The sequence below is a fragment of the Paenibacillus sp. FSL R10-2788 genome, assembly GCF_038003885.1.
GTDB lineage: Bacteria > Bacillota > Bacilli > Paenibacillales > Paenibacillaceae > Paenibacillus_AQ > Paenibacillus_AQ odorifer.
In genome coordinates this window covers 4,384,626-4,401,581 of the sequence record NZ_JBBOQA010000001.1, presented here as the reverse complement: position 1 = coordinate 4,401,581, position 16,956 = coordinate 4,384,626, and the positions used below count along the sequence as shown (strand labels likewise).

Here is a 16,956-nt window from a genome sequence, read left to right as displayed (position 1 = left end):
TATGAAAAAACAAGGAATCTTAAACAGTCATATTTCCAAAGTGCTTACTGATTTAGGCCACACCGATACGATTGTCATTGCTGATATTGGATTACCCGTTCCACCTGGTGTTCCAAAGATTGATTTAGCACTTAAATTGGGAGTTCCCAGCTTCCAAGAGCTTGTCGAAATCATTTCAGAGGATATGGTCATTGAGAAAGTTATCGTAGCAGAGGAATTAGCTGAAAAAAATAAAGATACCTCTGAATACTTGAATGACAAATTTAAGGAAATACCTATAGAGGCGATTTCACATGAACAATTTAAATGGTTAACCCAGCATGCGAAGGTCATCATTCGTACGGGGGAAGCTAAGCCTTATGCAAATTGTATTTTACAAGCCGGGGTCTATTTTTGATAAAAAGGGGGTTCAAAGCGTATGCACATTACGATGAAAGATATTTATAAATCTTTTGGGGCTAACCGTGTGTTGACGGGTGTGGATTTTGAACTGAAGGATGGCGAAGTTCATGCCCTGATGGGAGAAAATGGCGCAGGCAAGTCTACTCTGATGAACATTCTGATTGGACTGCATCAGCGTGATCAAGGGACCATTACTATAGATGGTCAGGAAACATACTTTAATAATCCCAAAGAGGCTGAACGTTATGGGATCGCTTTTATCCATCAGGAGCTGAACGTGTGGCCGGATATGACGGTTCTAGATAATCTGTTTATTGGTAAGGAACGAACCTCCAAACTAGGGATCTTAAATATGAAAGAGATGAAAGCGTTAGCAAATGAACAATTTCGTAAGCTCTCCGTAACGATTCCCTTAAATCAAGAGGCGGGGGAATGTTCGGTAGGTGAGAAACAGATGATTGAGATTGCAAAAGCGCTTATGACTCATGCAAAAGTTATCGTCATGGACGAACCGACAGCGGCATTAACCGAACGGGAAATCCAAAAATTGTTCGAAGTCATAACTTCCCTTAAAAAGGAAGGCGTCTCCATCGTGTATATTTCGCACCGGATGGAAGAGATCTTTACGATATGTGACCGAATAACGGTCATGCGAGATGGGAAAACAGTAGACACGAAGCCCATTCCAGAGACTAACTTCGATGATGTAGTTCGGAAGATGGTAGGGCGTGAATTAACTGACCGGTTTCCTGAGCGTACCTCCAAACCCGGAGAGGTTGTTCTTGAAGTCAAAAATGCCACGAAAAAAGGGCAATTTAAAGATGTTAATTTCTCCGTTCGTTCTGGTGAGATCTTAGGCTTCTCAGGATTAATGGGATCTGGACGAACAGAAATGATGAGAACCTTATTCGGATTGGAATCGTTAGACCGTGGTGAGATTATGGTACGGGGAGAAAAGGTCACGATTCGAAATCCCAATGATGCGATGAAGGCGGGGATAGGATTCGTTACGGAGGATCGGAAAGATGAAGGGTTAGTGCTTGATTTCTCTATTCGAGACAATATGGTCCTTACAAATTTATATAGCTTCGCTCCTAAGGGTGTAATCATTGATAAAAAAGAACAAGAATTTGTAGACATACTTATCAAACGGCTGCACATCAAGACACAGTCTTCCTCCACTTTGGTCCGGAATTTATCCGGGGGGAATCAACAAAAAGTGGTCATCGCCAAATGGATTGGGATTGGCTTAAGTGTGCTTATCCTCGATGAACCTACCCGTGGAGTGGACGTAGGAGCTAAACGGGAGATCTACCAGCTCATGAACGAATTAACGGAACGTGGAGTCGCCATTATCATGGTATCGTCAGAGCTTCCTGAAGTTTTAGGAATGAGCGACCGGATCGTAGTGGTTCATGAAGGGGAAATTAGTGGAGAGCTATCACAACAAGAAGCTACGCAAGAAAAAATCATGACGTTAGCTACAGGGGGGCAATAGTAATGACAACTATCAAAGGTGAGAGAGAAAATAAAGGTTTTCAAATCGGGCAAATTACACAGAAGCTAGGTCCATTACTAGGGCTGATTATTCTAATTGTTATCGTTACGGTGTTGAACCCAAGCTTTATGGAGCCCCTTAATATCCTGAACTTGCTTAGACAAGTTGCCATAAATGCGCTTATCGCTTTTGGGATGACCTTTGTTATTCTAACGGGTGGTATCGATTTATCGGTGGGTTCTATTCTAGCCCTATCCAGTGCCTTCACAGCTAACCTGATGTTGTCAGGTTGGGATCCTGTCTTAGCTATTATTGTAGGTTGTTTAGCGGGTGGTGTGATGGGGATGGTCAATGGACTCATGATTACCAAAGGTAAAATGGCACCATTTATCGCTACGTTGGCGACCATGACGATTTTCCGGGGATTAACTCTTGTATACACAGACGGTAATCCAATCACAGGTCTTGGAGACAGCATGACCTTCCAATTGTTTGGTCGTGGATATTTACTGGGAATACCTGTACCTGCTATAACAATGCTCATCGTCTTCGCAGTCTTATGGGTTGTATTGCACAAAACTCCATTTGGTCGTAAAACCTATGCCATTGGTGGTAATGAAAAAGCATCAATTATTTCAGGGATTAAAGTAGACCGCATTAAAATTATGATCTATTCATTGACCGGTATGTTGTCCGCATTGGCAGGAGCTATCCTGACTTCCAGATTGAACTCAGCACAACCCACAGCAGGCACATCCTATGAGCTGGATGCTATCGCAGCTGTAGTATTAGGCGGTACGAGCTTAACTGGTGGTCGTGGACGTATCGTAGGCACATTGATTGGTGCACTGATTATCGGGATTTTGAACAATGGTTTGAACTTGCTCGGCGTATCCTCTTTTTACCAGATGGTGGTCAAAGGGATCGTTATTGCCATTGCCGTACTCATAGACCGTAAGAAAGCCGTATAAGGGGGATTCCAACATGAAAAAGTTAACTTTGATTCTTACTTCCTTACTATTAATTCTCATGACAGGATGTTCCTTGGAGCCTCCAGAGTGGGCTAAGCCTAGCAGTGGTGGAAGCATGGAGAATATGAAGATTGGATTATCCATATCTACATTGAATAACCCCTTCTTTGTATCCGTTAAAGATGGTGTTTTGGCCGAGGCTAAGAAGCAAGGCTTGGAAGTCCTTGTCATTGATGCCCAAAATGATTCTGCTAAACAAAGTAATGACGTCGAAGATTTGATGCAAAAAGGTGTGAATGCGTTATTGATCAATCCTGTAGATTCATCAGCGATCTCGACGGTAGTGCAAACAGCTAACAGTTTAAATATTCCCGTCGTTACGTTGGACCGTTCCGCAGATCAAGGGGATATCAAAGCTCTAGTTGCCTCTGACAATGTAAAGGGTGGCTCTATGGCGGCAGAATATATTGTAGAGCAGCTTGGGAAAGGTGCAAAGGTCATCGAGCTAGAAGGATCCCCAGGAGCGTCAGCGACTCGGGAACGCGGTAAGGGATTCCATGAAATTGCGGACAGCCAGCTAGATGTCATTGCTAAGCAAACGGCTGATTTCGACCGTACGAAAGGCCTGACCGTTATGGAGAACCTTCTACAAGGAAATCCTGGCGTACAAGCAGTTTTCGCTCATAATGATGAAATGGCGCTAGGTGCCATTGAAGCCATTCAAAGTTCAGGCAAGAATATCCCTGTGATTGGTTTTGATGGAAATGAAGATGCACTTAAATCCATCGAAGCTGGTAAATTAACAGGAACCGTTGCTCAGCAGCCTGAATTAATTGGCCAGCTAGCCATTCAAGCCGCTAAGGATGTATTAGAAGGCAAAACCGTAGAAAAGCTGATTGCGGCACCGCTTAAACTAGTTGTTAAAGAGTCAAAATAATAACCATTATAGAAAAAGACTGCGCTCGCCGATTTGGCGAGCACAGTCTTTTTTGCTGTACATTGCAGCTTATTCTTCAATAACTCTATCCGGTAGCTGTGTAACATAGCTGTCTGACAAATGGAGCAGTTGTAAGGCACGCTCGAATTCGTCTTCTGTGGATTGCAGAGGTTGATCGCCGTTACCAGATAAAGTATAATGCTGGCCATCCTCGAAGCCACTGCCGGATAAGAAGAGCTCTTCGTTATTTACGAAAGATCCTGTAGGCAAATAATACCGTTGTGGAAGTAAGTTATATGTTGATTGATTCAAGAGATCTTGTCCGAAATGAATATGATCTGTAAGAGAGACACCCAATAAATTAGATACGGTAGGTAAAATATCTACTTGCCCGCCCAGCTGTTCTTTTACACTAGGTGTTGTAATCCCTGTCGCTGACATGATCAACGGAATATTAATCAATTCACGTTCCGAATATTCATGGCCGAGAATCTCTTCCAGTAGGAGATGATCATCCTCTTTTAGAGAGAAGATAGGCAGCCCACGATGATCCCCGTACAATACGATCAAGCTGTTATCCCACACTCCGTTTTGTTTGAGCTCATCGATAAAAAGTCCTAGCGCATAATCAGCATAATTCTGAGCCCGAATATAATCGCCAACAAGCGTTCCTTCGAATCGCACTGGAAGTGTCATTTTGTATTTATCCTCTGGGATGGAGAACGGGTTATGAGATGACATCGAAATTACATGGGAGTAGAAGGGCTGGTCATCCTGATCCATTCTTGCCAGCTCTGCAGCGGTTTTTTCATACAAAACTTCATCAGAAGCGCCATAAAATACTGTGTCTTCTTCCCCGAAGTAAGTTTTATCATAATAACGATTGAATCCCAAAGCACTATAAAGCTCACCACGGTTCCAAAAGTCGACTTCGTTCGTATGGAATGTTGCCGTATCGTAACCTTGTGCTTGCAGCAGCTTGGGTAAGCTTGGAAGCTCTTTAGGAGCGTACATTTGGGTAGCTGGACCATCAGGTGGTACATAAAAAGAAGTGTTTACAATAAACTCTGCGTCAGAAGTGTTGCCTTGTCCAACCTGCTGGTAGAAACGCGGGAAGTAGAAGCTGCTGGCCGCAAGCTTGTTCATATTTGGTGTGATTTCTTGTCCATCAATCTTTAGATTGATTAAGAAGTTCTGGAAAGACTCCATTTGCAGAATGATTAGATTTTTTCCTTTGGCGGCTCCAAATAAAACCGGGTTAGAGATCGCTTGAATTCCTTTGGTTTTATCAATAGTGGATTGCGTAATCTCAGAGACGTCAATTTGTTCTTCCTCTTGATCAGCTAGCAGAGAGTAGGCTTCATAATTAAGAATGCCCATTTGCTCCGCTTTAATCGTTTCGTTCATACTGGCACGGTTTGGAAAAATATTCATTGCACAAATGATGATGGAAATACAGAACAGGACTGCCACCGCTTTACGGTTACTTTTGCGCGACATGGCTTTTTTCCAATCCAGTGCTTTCTGTTTTCTAAACATCACCAAGCTGATGACAATGATATCCACAAAGATAAGCATATATTGAGGACGAAGGACCGAAAATATACTTTTCTTTACGGCTCCCACTTGTTTGACCTGATCTAATACTTGCGAAGTAGCAATGATGCCAAAATGATTATGATATACAATTAATGAGAAAAATAGAGTAGTAATCAACACATTGACAAGCATGTAAATTGCAATTTTTCGTTTCGTAGCGAACCATTCAATCAAGCAAAAGACTAGAAGTACAAAAGGGATTTCTTTAAGCCAAGTGGTCCAAGTAGGGCCATCTTCAAATAGAAAATACCAGGCAAAATAGCTTTTTACAAGCATAATGAGAGAGAAGAATAGCAGGGATCTTTTACTGAGGGTACGAGGTTCTTTAAACGGCATTGCTTATGCCCATCCTTTTCTTTTTAGATTAGTTCATTCTATTACATTGAAGCGTTTAAAATCAACTAGATTTGGGTATGTCTGAGTGAAATTTTCCTGAATATTACAGTTTAGGTGGATTGAATAGTTCGCGATATATAAAAATTTTTTATGAAGATGAACTTTTTACAGTGCTCCTGACTCATATAGGGGAGAGAGGTGAAGGCATGGATGTTATACGATTGGTGAAAAAAGCCAAAAAAGGAAATAAAGAAGTTTTGCTGCAATTAATTATGTCTGAAAAAGATGTTTTTTATAGGCTTGCGTACAGCTATATGGGAAATGCGCAAGATGCAATGGATGCCATGGAGGAAATGATAGTTACGTTATACGAGAAGATTGATCAACTTAAGAAAGAGGAGTCTTTTTACAGCTGGAGTAAAACGATTTTGGTAAATGGCTGCAAAAGGCAGCTTCATAAGCGAAGCAAGCTGGTGTTATTAGAGGATTGGAGCTCCAATGTTAAGATGGAAAGCGTCCATGTTGCACCAGGCGATCCTTATCATAAAAGTGAACAGCAAATGGATATGCAGGCGTTATTGTTACATGTGAACGAGCAGCAAAGAGAAGCAATTCAATTAAAGTATTTTCATGATCTCGATAATCAAACGATAGCTGACATTACACAGGTCTCGATCGGAACTGTTAAATCAAGAATCTACAATGGATTACAAACGCTAAAAAATCATTACAGAGGTGATGTTGATGAACGATAACGTCGAACAACGATTAGTGGATGAGAAGAGGAATTTAGAGTCCATAACTGCACCTGAGGGTTTAGAAATGAGATTAAGAAATGCTTTAGACTCGGCACCCCCAAAAAGAATAAAAAGAAAAAGCTCCCCCCTCTGGAAGATTGCAGCCGTCATCTTATTAGTGATAGTGGTTACTGGAAACAGCTATAATGCCTTCGCTTATTATGGAAAAAAGTTATTTGGTTTTGATGAGGTGTTAGAGGGAACTTTACAACAACTCAATGAACAAGGAATGGGACAAAGCATAGACAAAAAGACGACGTTAGCAGATGGTACAGAACTTAAGATTAACGGAATTATGGCAGATGCCAATCAATTTATTGTGTATTACACGTTAGACAATCCTAAGGGACTAGAGGAGACGGGAGATCATTTTAGTCCTTCTAAAATAGAAGGGTTTCTCACGAATTCCAACATAAGAAGTGGTGTATCTTTAATCAATGACGAACATACAGAAATAAAAGGCACGATGACATTTGATAGCGTAAGCCCATTTTCGAAAAAACTAACACTTCATTACTGGGGACCTCTACAGAAAGGGCAGATGAGTGAAGGGAGCATAACGTTTTCTTATAATCCAAATCAAGCGATGGTGACTCAGATCAAACAATCGATTAATAAAAAGGTCAAAGCCGACAGAGGATCAATTACCTTCAAGTCGATCACGGCCACACCAACCATGACTGTGATTAAAGGGAGTATGAATGTCGAGAATTTCGATCGAATAAGATTAGGGCTAGAAGGCATTCAATTAATTGCCAATGGAAAGCCTGTAGAAATATTAGGTAGTAGCAATAAAACCTCGCTGGGTGGGAGATCATTTGATATTCGTTATGACACCTTGCCAAAAGAACTACATTCATTGCAGCTGGTTGTTAAAGAGTTTGTTGGATATCAGAAGCTGGAAGAGAAGTATCCTCTAAATGCTGATAGTAATGAGCCGATTCTACTGGGGGATAAAGAATTATGGATTAAGGATGTGTCCAATACCGCTCAAGGGATTGAAGTAACTATTGCTACAGATGAGGATGTAATGCTGGATGGTGTGTCTATAGAAAATGCTGGCGAAAACACGGCTTTAAAAACAACAATTAATCAAAAAGAGTCAGAACAAACGAACGGTAAACTCATGAAGGAACGCACCTTATTATTTGATACACAAACGAAACCTGAAAATATTCTGATAGAAGGAATACATTATATGAAGGAATATAACAAGGTGATTGAGATTCCAGTGGATTAAAAAGAGGTGCCATATCCATAATTTATGAAATATAGTAAGCTATAATAGTCTGAGAAAGTGAGGGGGTTATGGAAAATATAGGAGCTTATAAAGTGAGTCGTCCATCGTTAATGTCGCTTCTGTTTTCTATGATTTTTTCAAGTAGCATACTACTGTTAAATGCCAGAAATAATATGGAGTATAAAGTATTACTTTATTTTGGTTATATATGGTTGACCTTCTGTCTGATTGTTGTAATCATATTGCTCTATAGGATCATTACGATTAGAAAGTTCATTGAGGTTCGGATTCTTCCAGACTCTATACTAGTAGATAACAAAGAAATTCAAGCGAAAAAAATTGAGAATATTTATGTAAAGGGCTATTTCATACCCGTAATAGGCATTAAACCTGTAGATCACAAATTTCCTCCCTATAGATTATGTTTTAGTTTTCTTGACGAAGAATACAAAGGTATGAAAGAACTAACCGCATGGGCCGAACATAATCAGATTAAACTATCTAAAAAAAGATTTATGAGATGGCTTTAACCGGGCTCTGATCAGTCCACCATACCGCGCTATATGCGCACTGCGGAGAGGATGGGTGTCCCAAAAGCCGAAAATGGCTACTGGGGCACCTCATTTTTTTTTGCTCCATCATCGAACCCCAAACGTCGCTCGTTTCCTCTATCTGCGAATCCAGTCAGAATCCCCAAACGTCGTTCGCTTCCTCCATCCGCGATTTCTCATACTTCGTTTGTTACCGCTATCACCGATTTCCCAAACCTCGCTCACATTCTCCATCATTCAACCCCAAACCTCGCTCACATTCTTCATCACCGAATCCTCAAATTTTGTTCTCTTCCGCTATCACACTCCCAAGTCACACTTTCTTCGATCACTTTGCGCACCCGGAAGTAGCTATTGGACTCAGATGACCCTTAGACGCGTCATATCCCACTTATGGAATTCTAACGGACCGCATAGTCGCTATTGGCCTGAAAAATACCCCAAAAGCAGCCTTTTCAGGGGAATAACTGCACTGGAGTCCGAACCCTTGCTCCAAAGCCGAAATATTCGCAAATAACGTCATCTGGGTCCGAAAGTAACCGCCATCCATCATCGAACCCCAAAAACCTCGTTCGCTTCCACTTTTGGAGTCCTGACTGCCGCATAGAGACTGATTACGCCAATACGCTAATAGGTGGAATGAATGGAAAACACTTAGTTTTTGTTGCAAATACAACAATTATGGTATACTATTTTCCTGTCACATCTGCATAACACCATATAAATGGAGCTCAAAATAAGAGTTTATTTGTAAATTGATATTTTAAAAGGAGAAAACACAATGGCTATAAATATAAAAAAGTGCACGTTCGAAGATTTAGGTTCACTTCAAGGAATTAGTGTTGAAACATTTAATGAGACATTTAGTAATCAGAATTCAACTGAAAATATGAAAGCCTACTTGGATAGAGCATTTAACTTAAAACAATTAGAAAAAGAATTGTCGGATAGCTCATCGGAATTCTATTTTATTTATTTTAATGAAGAAATAGCTGGGTATTTAAAGGTTAACACCGATGATGCTCAATCTGAAGTAATGGGCAATGATTCGCTTGAAATCGAGAGGATTTATATTAGGAAAAAATTTCATAAACAGGGGCTTGGGCAATATCTAATAAATAAAGCTATAGAAATAGCGATACAATGTAATAAAGAGAAGATTTGGCTGGGGGTTTGGGAAAAAAATAAGAACGCCATTAGCTTTTATGAAAAAATGAAGTTTGTTCATACAGGAACTCATTCTTTTTATATGGGTGATGAGGAACAAATAGACTTTATTATGACAAAACAACTATAACATTTCTCTTAAATGATGTTAACTAAGGAGCGATAGGAGGCTTAGAATGAAGCAACTTTATATAAAACAAAAGGTATTCAGTCTAAGTGGTAAATTCACGGTAAAGAATCAGCAGGAGCAAGATGTCTATTACGTAGAGGGCAGTTTTATGCAAATTCCCAAGACTTTCTCTATTATGAATACAACAAGAGAAGAAGTCGCACTAATTACGAAAAAGGTGTTCAGTTTTTTACCAAAGTTTTTTGTTGAAGTAGATGGTCGAGAGGTGTTAACGATTAAGAAGGAGTTTTCTTTCTTTAAAGCACGTTATACGATTGATGCTGCTGACATTGAGGTACATGGTAACTGGTGGGACATGGATTTTCAGGTTTTACAGCATGGTGTAGTCATCGGTAAAGTGAACAAGGAGTGGTTCACTTGGGGTGATAGCTATAAGGTTCAAATATTGAATGATGAGATGGAGACGCTCATGATTGCGTTCGTTGTCGCTATTGATTGTGTGAAGGCTGACCAAGCATCTGCATCTCATCAGTGACGATTTAACATTAAAGCTGAAAACTTAACAAGGTGACGTGGACGGAATTAATTCAGCAGGTGCTGATGAGTGTAATTGGCTTAGTTTATTTATGATGCGTTGAACCGTAGTATAAGTAGGAGCAAGTTTAGTTTTTTGATATTGCCTATGTTAGATCTTATTGTTGATTTTCATTTTTTGGAAAAACGCCCATTGCGCCCAAGCGCCCTTTCCACGAATGCATATGATGATTATGCCTACTCATTGAAAGGAGCGATCACATATGGGATTTTTTCCAACACCGGGAGCCGGCGGAGGATTTCCAGGATTCCCGGGCGGACCTGGCGGACCTGGCATACCGGGAGGACCCGGAGGACCTGGAGGACCCGGGGGACCAGGGTTTCCGGGAACCCCCGGACAATTTCCGGGGGGTGCACCAGGAGGCGTTCAAGCGCCGACGGCTCCTCCACCGCAATTCGTGCCGCAAATGTCGACTACCACATTTGCCATTGATCCCGGCGGGATCAGACGCTGCCTGTTCCGCAACACATACATTTGGCTGAACAACGGCGAGCAATTTTGGTTCTTTCCAGTATTCGTCGGGCGTAATTCTATTGCAGGGTTCAGATGGAACGGTTTTTTCTGGTCGTACTTCGGCATTGATTTGAATCGGATCGCTTCGTTCACGTGCTTCTAAAGCAGACAGCGATAGAGAACAGCCAGCAGGCTGTTCTCTATGTTATGCGAATTTTCGTGTTCCGGGAGTAGTGAATTACGCAAAAGATACATAGACAAGGTTCATTTTTCCCTGACGCTGACGTTAATACTAGATTCAAAAAAGGACCACTCTGCGAAGGATAACCTTAAAGCTTGCCGTTACAGACAGCGCGTTGAGCCGTATCATTAATCACGGTAATGCGGAGGGTTGGGCACGTTGGGTGATCCATTCTGTTATGAATTCAATTAGTTTTTTTGCCGCTGGAGAGGCATTTTTAATGGATGCGGCTGCAATGCCAATAGAACGATAATGCTCTCCTTCTAATGGGCGATAACATACTTTGTCGGGGAGATGTGACAGAATCATTTCGGGGAGTATACTTACTAGGCAGATTTACAAATCCCAAGTCAGCGGTTCCATCGGCAATCCATTCTTCTATTTCAGAGTAGTTACCATCAAGTAGTTTTATTTCAATATGTGGAAACTGATTTTGAAATTGTTTAATGATTTGGGGCATCCATTGGATCGATACACTAGAGAAAGTACCTATTTTCACAGTGCCAATCTCAACTACCTTACTGAAAATCTGATATTTTAAAAGATTCATAATGATTTCTCTCCTCAATAATATATGAAAAAAATTCATTAAACTAATAATTAATATTCATTATTTTTATCTTAATTATAATAGTATAATCTGTTTTATATAAAAACATCTACGATTAAAGGGGAGTTTGAGCGGAATGGTTCATGAATCAAACGGATCTTATTATGCAGTCATATTTTCAAGTCAACGTACGGAGGGGGATAACGGATATAACATTATGGCTGAAAAAATGGAGCAGCTTGCGTCCGGGCAACCTGGGTTTTTAGGAGTGGAAAGTGTCCGGGATTCTTCAGGAGCGGGTATTACGATTTCTTATTGGGAGAGCTTAGAGGCGATTAGTAACTGGAAACAGCATCAATCTCACAAAGTTGCTCAGGAGAAAGGGAAGAATGATTGGTACCAAAATTACAAAGTGAAAATTTGTAAAGTTGAAAGAGAGTATTCTTGAGTGGTAACATATTACTGCAACTGCAAAGTAATTTGGGAATCAATCCATTGAAGCGTACAACAACAATTGTTTTATTTCAAAAGGATGCGAAGAAACTTATCCGAGAAAATAGAAGATTCCTTTACTAATTAGATAAAATATAGATATGGGATGATTATTAAATGAACTATCAAATTAAAAGGGCGACCCTTGAAGAAAAAGAAATCCTCAACAACCTAATGCAATTTTATATGTATGATTTCTCCGAGTATATGGATTTGCACCTTGAAGAAAACGGAAAATTTAATGATTATCCTCTCAACGATTACTGGACAGAAGAGTCGAATTTCCCATATCTGTTAACTCTGAATGAGAAAAATGCTGGATTCGTTTTAGTCAAATTAAAAAATAGAGATGATGATTTATACTTTTCCATTGCAGAGTTTTTTATTATAAAAAAGTATCGGAGAGTAGGATTAGGTAGACTAGTTGCAAAAGATATTTTTAATTTACATAAGGGGCAATGGGAAGTTTATCAAAAAGATAATAATGAGCCCGCACAACGCTTTTGGAAAAAGGTAATAGAGGAATACACTGGCGGAAAATTCACTGAACGAATTGAAGCAGGGAGAAAGACACAGGTGTTTGTTAATTGAGTTTGAATCTTAAGCTAACAGGATACAGTAGATCAATAAAAAGCGGCAGTCGTGGACTTTATTTACTAGTTCAGGGCTGCCGTTGTTTTTTAGGTTCTCCAGAAGTGATGTTATAAGCCAGTTGCTTTGGTATTTTTGAGTAGTACAAAATCTCTTCTGGTGTTAAAATTACCCAAAAAGTATTTTAGGAGGCTAAGACGGGAATTATGCTAAATATACAGCAGATTGTAGAACTTATTCCTCATCGGTATCCGTTTATTTTAGTGGACAGAATTATAGAGTTGGAGGAGAACAAGAGAGCAGTAGGTATAAAAAAAGTATCCATTAATGAACCGTTTTTTAGCGGCCATTTTCCTGAGCATCCTGTAATGCCAGGTGTTTTAATTGTGGAGGCATTAGCCCAGGTAGGAGGAATCACAATGTGCAAAAACGAAAAGCTGATGGGCAAGATAGGGTTATTAGTTGGCATTGATAATGCCCGTTTTAAGCGCCAAGTAACGCCTGGGGATCAGCTTCTTCTCGAATTCGAAGTCAATCGGATGAAAGGTGAGATTGTAAAAGGCAAAGGCATCGCAACAGTAAATAGTGAGCTGGTATGTGAAGCTGAGATTTCTTTTGCATTTGTGCAAAAAGGAGGTTCAAAATGAAAAGGATGCCGTTTGTACGACCAACTGAACATTACGATCTGCAAATTAAGGATATCGACGAGCAAATATGTGCATTGATCAAGCAACGAAAGGAAATCTCGAATAATAATCCAGGATTCCCACCGTTTGAATCTATCTCTAAATGGGCAGAAAATTATGAGCTCTATGAGGATTTTTTGAAAGCGGTATTTGGGACATTGCTAAGTGAAGAGCATTTTAAACCGATGGTTGAGCCAATTGATTTTAGAAAACATATTGCAGTTCTTAAATCAATTGAGAAAGATGAATTATTTTATACACTGACCTCTATACGTCAATACAGTAATGCTAGTGTGGTCACCCTTAATATAGATTGGGACATGACAACTGAGCTTCCAGCAAATTCTCATAGCCATAGCTTTTTCGAGCTGTTTATAGGAGAAGAATATGATAGTCGAATGACGAATGGCGGAAGTTCAACCGGACAAGCTTCTTATAATTACGTGATTTCTCCACCGCTTTCTGACGATCCTTCAGGCGTTACATTAGAGTTCAGGAAATATGGTAAACCCTTCAAGAACAATGAGACAGGAGATCAAATTGTTTTTAGGCTGTAGTACTTATTTATTCATCGGAAAATATTGCTTATAGCTGTCTCCATTGCTATGATCAAAAGTGGAGATCCGAGCGAAGTTAAATTAGGCGCCGCTCCATATCACAGTTAACGGATTTTTAGTGAAATAAAAACCGGCCATCCTGAGGGGATGGCTGTTTTCTGTGTAAAACAAATTCAATGATTCATTTCCAGCCATAAAAACTACGAAGGTACAGTTTATAATGTGGATATTCAGGAATACGAAAATTGATGACCCCATACAGACTTCAGATGTCTGTATTTTTTTGCTAATTGTGGTTCTATAGTATGATTTTTTGGGATTATTTGAAAAATGGTTGAGAAATACTTAGTGTATAGTCAATACTGTGACTTATAATGTTAGCTTAGGTAATTATCTAAAACCCTTAATATAACCTTGAATATATTCATTTACGCAGCAAAAGGCTGAAAGGAAGTCATCTCTTGTTTGAAACCCTACTTTTGAATTTTTTGTTTTTGCTTTTTCCAGTATTAACATTTCTGATATTTTTTGAGAATCGGGCCTATTCCTACAATAGATTGATTCTCGTTTTTATGTCAGCAGTGACCATGAGTCTCTGTATCGCTAAACCTATCAGACTAGAAATTGGCTATATTTTTGATTTAAGGTACATTCCGTTTATTATTGTGGCACTCTTTGGAGGATATAGGAATGTTTTTCCTCTATATATTATTTTGAATGCGTACAGATTCTATGTGGGTGGAGATGGCGTATTTTATTCGTTTCTATTTGCGACGGCGATTCTGATTTTGGTGCCGTTATATAAAAACAGATTTTTAAAATTACCATCGAAAGGTCGTGTGATTGCGGCAAATCTGATTGCTTTGCTAATTATGGGGGTTTATCTGTTTATTTTAGGTTTGGTTCAGGATTCTTTAGACAGGCAATTTTGGATTCTTTCATTAAATGCTTTGACGACTCATGTTGGGGTGATGAGTGTCATTATGATTTTGATTGAAAAAATTATATCTAATATTAAAAATCGGGAACGGATTGTCCAATCGGAAAGATTAAATGTCGTCAGCGAGCTAGCGGCAAGTGTATCTCATGAAATCAGAAATCCACTTACAGTGACTAGTGGTTTTTTGCAGCTATTAAATAAATCTAAAACAATGACGCCAGAGGAAAAGGGATTTGTAGAGTTGTCTCTACAAGAGCTACAGCGAGCAGAAAAAATTGTAAGTGATTATCTCTCCTTTGCCAAGCCACAATCTGAAAACATGGTTTACTCCAATATGAAGGCAGAATCAGAATATACTAAAAATATCATAATGCCTTATGCCACCATGCACAAAGTAGATGTTCAATTCAATTTTAATAATTCCTTAAATAAAAATTATGACCGGAACCAGATTCAGCAGTGTCTAATTAATTTATATAAAAACGGTATAGAAGCGATGAAGGAAACCGATGGCGGAACGCTATTTATCGATATATTTGAAAAAAAGCAAAATATTATGATCAGTATCAAAGATAACGGAGTCGGCATGACTAAAGATGAAATATCGCGACTCGGTAAACCGTATTATTCTACTAAAGCAGAAGGGACGGGGCTGGGTATGCTTATGGTCTACAGTACCGTCGATAAAGTGAAAGGAAATATTGAAGTCGATAGTGAAAAAGGCAAAGGGACAACATTCCTTATAACTATCCCAACATAGGCAAGTTGCAGAGAGTATCTTTTGCTGTTTATACCCCACTAGGAGTGTGTAATACCTTTCATGAATGGATTTCGTGTAAAAAGGGCAACGTGCCTGCGCGAGTCCCATCTGGAGGTGCAGCAATGGAGATATTTGTAACTATAGGCGTCAAATTGGTCATCAGCTTTTTTGGTTTGTGGATCATTACCTTTATTACCGGCCGCAAGACGCTTAGTCAATTGACACCACTTGATTTTCTGTCTTCATTGATTTTAAGTGAAATTGTCGGCAATACGATATATGATGATGAGGTGAAGATCTGGCATCTGCTGTTTGCTCTTTTTATTTGGACCGCATTATCTTATCTGTTCGAAAAGGTGACTACCCATTTTGTGAAATTCGGGAACATGGCGGAAGGCCGGACAGTGCTGCTAATTGACGATGGCATAGTGAATCAGGATTTGTTGGAGAAATATGATATTGAGTATACCCAACTGCTGTTCATGCTGAGGCAACAAAATATCTTTTCCCTAAGTGAAGTACGGTATGCTCTGCTCGAAACGAACGGTTCTCTATCGGTAATGCGCAAGTCTGAAGATGAGCAATCTTCTGCTTTTTCCGTTACAGTTATTGATAAAGGCAGGGTACTGGAAGAGTCTATGCGTGGCAGATCGATGAACAAGGAGCAGATTAAGGAACGCGTCAGAGAGCAGGGCTATAATTGCATTGAGGATATTGCCTATGCTGAATATAAAGAAGACGGAACACTCTATATCCTTCCCAAAAACAAACCATAAATCCACATGATGAGACGCTGGAGCCGGGAGGCTCAAGTGTCTTTATTTGAAATCAGGAGTGCAAACTCAACTTTTTGGGCTTCACATTACATTGTTTGGAGTAGTTGTGATATTAGCCTATGAGGGTGGCCGCGGGATAGGCGTTTTTATTGGATTAGTTGGGCTGTTTACGGGTATCTTGGGCTCTTTTAGAGATTCCTCTAAATCGGAGGATAAAAAGAATATCTGACAGCTTATATATTTACTAACTTTCGGAGGGGTATAACTTTATGGAGATTTCTTTATGTAAAGCAGACGCGAGCGACGCAGCGTTTATTCACGAAATGCAAGTTAAAGCCTTTATGCCATTGCTGGAGAAATATAAAGATTATGAAACCAGCCCAGCCAATGAAACTGTGGAACAAATCAGGGATCGAATTAATCAGTCTTTTGCAGATTATTATATGATTAAGTATTTTGATATTGCTGTGGGCGGTGTCCGCATCGTTAAAAAGGATAATAAAACTTATCGGGTCAGTATCAAAGAAATGGGAGCTGGATAGTATTATACAGGAGCAAAGGAATTGCTATTTATATGAAAAGTTAGGGTATAGAAGCACGGGGGAAACCAAAAAAATAAATGACAACTTAACATTAGTTTTTTATGAAAAACATATGAGTTAAAGCCTTAGGATTATACTTAAAAAA

General features: G+C 39.6%; 17 protein-coding genes and 2 pseudogenes. 17 read left to right on the top strand and 2 right to left on the bottom strand.

Annotated elements, in window-relative coordinates:
- Position 1 precedes the first annotated feature (1 nt).
- From rbsD to rbsB, 4 genes are read left to right on the top strand one after another with little or no spacing between them, the layout of a single operon-like run.
- Complete coding sequence (rbsD, locus tag NSQ50_RS19570; RefSeq protein ID WP_038572233.1) at positions 2 to 397, top strand: D-ribose pyranase; 396 nt, start codon at positions 2 to 4, stop codon at positions 395 to 397.
- Between the two features lie 21 nt (positions 398 to 418).
- On the top strand, positions 419 to 1,900 hold the full coding sequence (locus tag NSQ50_RS19565) for a sugar ABC transporter ATP-binding protein (RefSeq protein WP_076225063.1): 1,482 nt from the start codon (positions 419 to 421) through the stop codon (positions 1,898 to 1,900).
- Positions 1,901 to 1,902: 2 nt separating this feature from the next.
- Positions 1,903 to 2,871 (top strand): ABC transporter permease subunit, encoded by a 969-nt coding sequence (locus tag NSQ50_RS19560; RefSeq protein WP_036688938.1) that lies wholly within the window; start codon positions 1,903 to 1,905, stop codon positions 2,869 to 2,871.
- 13 nt (positions 2,872 to 2,884) lie between these two features.
- A complete protein-coding gene (rbsB, locus tag NSQ50_RS19555) occupies positions 2,885 to 3,808 on the top strand; it encodes a ribose ABC transporter substrate-binding protein RbsB (protein WP_036688935.1) in 924 nt (307 codons plus the stop codon).
- A gap of 69 nt (positions 3,809 to 3,877) precedes the next feature.
- Here the strand turns inward: rbsB and NSQ50_RS19550 are convergent, their stop codons facing one another.
- On the bottom strand, positions 3,878 to 5,743 hold the full coding sequence (locus tag NSQ50_RS19550; RefSeq protein ID WP_036688934.1) for an LTA synthase family protein: 1,866 nt from the start codon (positions 5,741 to 5,743) through the stop codon (positions 3,878 to 3,880).
- Between the two features lie 206 nt (positions 5,744 to 5,949).
- Between NSQ50_RS19550 and NSQ50_RS19545 the strand changes: the two genes are divergently transcribed.
- The 6 genes from NSQ50_RS19545 (at position 5,950) to NSQ50_RS19520 (ending at position 10,839) form a co-directional block, all read left to right on the top strand.
- Positions 5,950 to 6,498 (top strand): sigma-70 family RNA polymerase sigma factor, encoded by a 549-nt coding sequence (locus NSQ50_RS19545; protein WP_036688931.1) that lies wholly within the window; start codon positions 5,950 to 5,952, stop codon positions 6,496 to 6,498.
- Positions 6,488 to 7,780, top strand: a complete 1,293-nt coding sequence (locus NSQ50_RS19540) for a DUF4179 domain-containing protein (protein ID WP_076225062.1) — start codon at positions 6,488 to 6,490, stop codon at positions 7,778 to 7,780. The genes NSQ50_RS19545 and NSQ50_RS19540 overlap by 11 nt, the downstream gene beginning before the upstream one ends.
- Before the next feature lie 68 nt (positions 7,781 to 7,848).
- On the top strand, positions 7,849 to 8,310 hold the full coding sequence (locus tag NSQ50_RS19535; protein ID WP_036688926.1) for a hypothetical protein: 462 nt from the start codon (positions 7,849 to 7,851) through the stop codon (positions 8,308 to 8,310).
- A gap of 802 nt (positions 8,311 to 9,112) precedes the next feature.
- Entirely contained in the window at positions 9,113 to 9,628 is a 516-nt protein-coding gene (locus tag NSQ50_RS19530; RefSeq protein WP_076223101.1) for a GNAT family N-acetyltransferase, read from the top strand.
- A 46-nt stretch (positions 9,629 to 9,674) separates the two neighbouring features.
- Positions 9,675 to 10,163 (top strand): LURP-one-related/scramblase family protein, encoded by a 489-nt coding sequence (locus tag NSQ50_RS19525; RefSeq protein ID WP_076100211.1) that lies wholly within the window; start codon positions 9,675 to 9,677, stop codon positions 10,161 to 10,163.
- A 262-nt stretch (positions 10,164 to 10,425) separates the two neighbouring features.
- Positions 10,426 to 10,839 carry a transporter gene (locus NSQ50_RS19520; protein ID WP_076100213.1) on the top strand — a complete coding sequence of 138 codons (414 nt, stop codon included), beginning with the start codon at positions 10,426 to 10,428 and terminating at the stop codon, positions 10,837 to 10,839.
- 210 nt (positions 10,840 to 11,049) lie between these two features.
- On the opposite strand, the pseudogene NSQ50_RS19515 reads toward NSQ50_RS19520, so the two are convergent.
- Positions 11,050 to 11,479 (bottom strand): annotated as a pseudogene (locus tag NSQ50_RS19515) (LysR family transcriptional regulator substrate-binding protein); the annotation flags it as partial.
- Between the two features lie 124 nt (positions 11,480 to 11,603).
- On the opposite strand from NSQ50_RS19515, the gene NSQ50_RS19510 reads away from it, so the two are divergent.
- The 7 genes and pseudogenes from NSQ50_RS19510 to NSQ50_RS19480 all read left to right on the top strand — a co-directional run bounded on the left by NSQ50_RS19510 (position 11,604) and on the right by NSQ50_RS19480 (position 16,932).
- Positions 11,604 to 11,915, top strand: coding sequence for an antibiotic biosynthesis monooxygenase family protein (locus NSQ50_RS19510; RefSeq protein ID WP_076100214.1), 312 nt, complete (start codon positions 11,604 to 11,606; stop codon positions 11,913 to 11,915).
- A gap of 161 nt (positions 11,916 to 12,076) precedes the next feature.
- On the top strand, positions 12,077 to 12,550 hold the full coding sequence (locus NSQ50_RS19505) for a GNAT family N-acetyltransferase (RefSeq protein ID WP_076223104.1): 474 nt from the start codon (positions 12,077 to 12,079) through the stop codon (positions 12,548 to 12,550).
- 206 nt (positions 12,551 to 12,756) lie between these two features.
- A complete protein-coding gene (fabZ, locus tag NSQ50_RS19500) occupies positions 12,757 to 13,197 on the top strand; it encodes a 3-hydroxyacyl-ACP dehydratase FabZ (RefSeq protein WP_038572210.1) in 441 nt (146 codons plus the stop codon).
- Positions 13,194 to 13,793: a chorismate mutase gene (locus NSQ50_RS19495; protein ID WP_036688907.1), complete on the top strand. Its 600-nt coding sequence runs from the start codon at positions 13,194 to 13,196 to the stop codon at positions 13,791 to 13,793. Before fabZ ends, NSQ50_RS19495 begins: the two co-directional genes overlap by 4 nt.
- Positions 13,794 to 14,254: 461 nt before the next feature.
- On the top strand, positions 14,255 to 15,493 hold the full coding sequence (locus NSQ50_RS19490) for an ATP-binding protein (RefSeq protein ID WP_038572208.1): 1,239 nt from the start codon (positions 14,255 to 14,257) through the stop codon (positions 15,491 to 15,493).
- Positions 15,494 to 15,615: 122 nt separating this feature from the next.
- Positions 15,616 to 16,269: a DUF421 domain-containing protein gene (locus NSQ50_RS19485; protein ID WP_076143734.1), complete on the top strand. Its 654-nt coding sequence runs from the start codon at positions 15,616 to 15,618 to the stop codon at positions 16,267 to 16,269.
- A gap of 269 nt (positions 16,270 to 16,538) precedes the next feature.
- A pseudogene (locus tag NSQ50_RS19480) lies at positions 16,539 to 16,932 on the top strand (GNAT family N-acetyltransferase).
- Positions 16,933 to 16,956 lie beyond the last annotated feature (24 nt).

Coding starts and splice junctions, on each gene's coding strand:
- NSQ50_RS19530 (WP_076223101.1), top strand. CDS start 9,113: ATGGCTATAAATATAAAAAAGTGCACGTTCGAAGATTTAGGTTCACTT.
- NSQ50_RS19520 (WP_076100213.1), top strand. CDS start 10,426: ATGGGATTTTTTCCAACACCGGGAGCCGGCGGAGGATTTCCAGGATTC.
- NSQ50_RS19525 (WP_076100211.1), top strand. CDS start 9,675: ATGAAGCAACTTTATATAAAACAAAAGGTATTCAGTCTAAGTGGTAAA.
- NSQ50_RS19505 (WP_076223104.1), top strand. CDS start 12,077: ATGAACTATCAAATTAAAAGGGCGACCCTTGAAGAAAAAGAAATCCTC.
- NSQ50_RS19510 (WP_076100214.1), top strand. CDS start 11,604: ATGGTTCATGAATCAAACGGATCTTATTATGCAGTCATATTTTCAAGT.
- NSQ50_RS19540 (WP_076225062.1), top strand. CDS start 6,488: ATGAACGATAACGTCGAACAACGATTAGTGGATGAGAAGAGGAATTTA.
- fabZ (WP_038572210.1), top strand. CDS start 12,757: ATGCTAAATATACAGCAGATTGTAGAACTTATTCCTCATCGGTATCCG.
- NSQ50_RS19565 (WP_076225063.1), top strand. CDS start 419: ATGCACATTACGATGAAAGATATTTATAAATCTTTTGGGGCTAACCGT.
- NSQ50_RS19560 (WP_036688938.1), top strand. CDS start 1,903: ATGACAACTATCAAAGGTGAGAGAGAAAATAAAGGTTTTCAAATCGGG.
- NSQ50_RS19545 (WP_036688931.1), top strand. CDS start 5,950: ATGGATGTTATACGATTGGTGAAAAAAGCCAAAAAAGGAAATAAAGAA.
- rbsB (WP_036688935.1), top strand. CDS start 2,885: ATGAAAAAGTTAACTTTGATTCTTACTTCCTTACTATTAATTCTCATG.
- NSQ50_RS19535 (WP_036688926.1), top strand. CDS start 7,849: ATGGAAAATATAGGAGCTTATAAAGTGAGTCGTCCATCGTTAATGTCG.
- rbsD (WP_038572233.1), top strand. CDS start 2: ATGAAAAAACAAGGAATCTTAAACAGTCATATTTCCAAAGTGCTTACT.
- NSQ50_RS19495 (WP_036688907.1), top strand. CDS start 13,194: ATGAAAAGGATGCCGTTTGTACGACCAACTGAACATTACGATCTGCAA.
- NSQ50_RS19550 (WP_036688934.1), bottom strand. CDS start 5,743: ATGCCGTTTAAAGAACCTCGTACCCTCAGTAAAAGATCCCTGCTATTC.
- NSQ50_RS19485 (WP_076143734.1), top strand. CDS start 15,616: ATGGAGATATTTGTAACTATAGGCGTCAAATTGGTCATCAGCTTTTTT.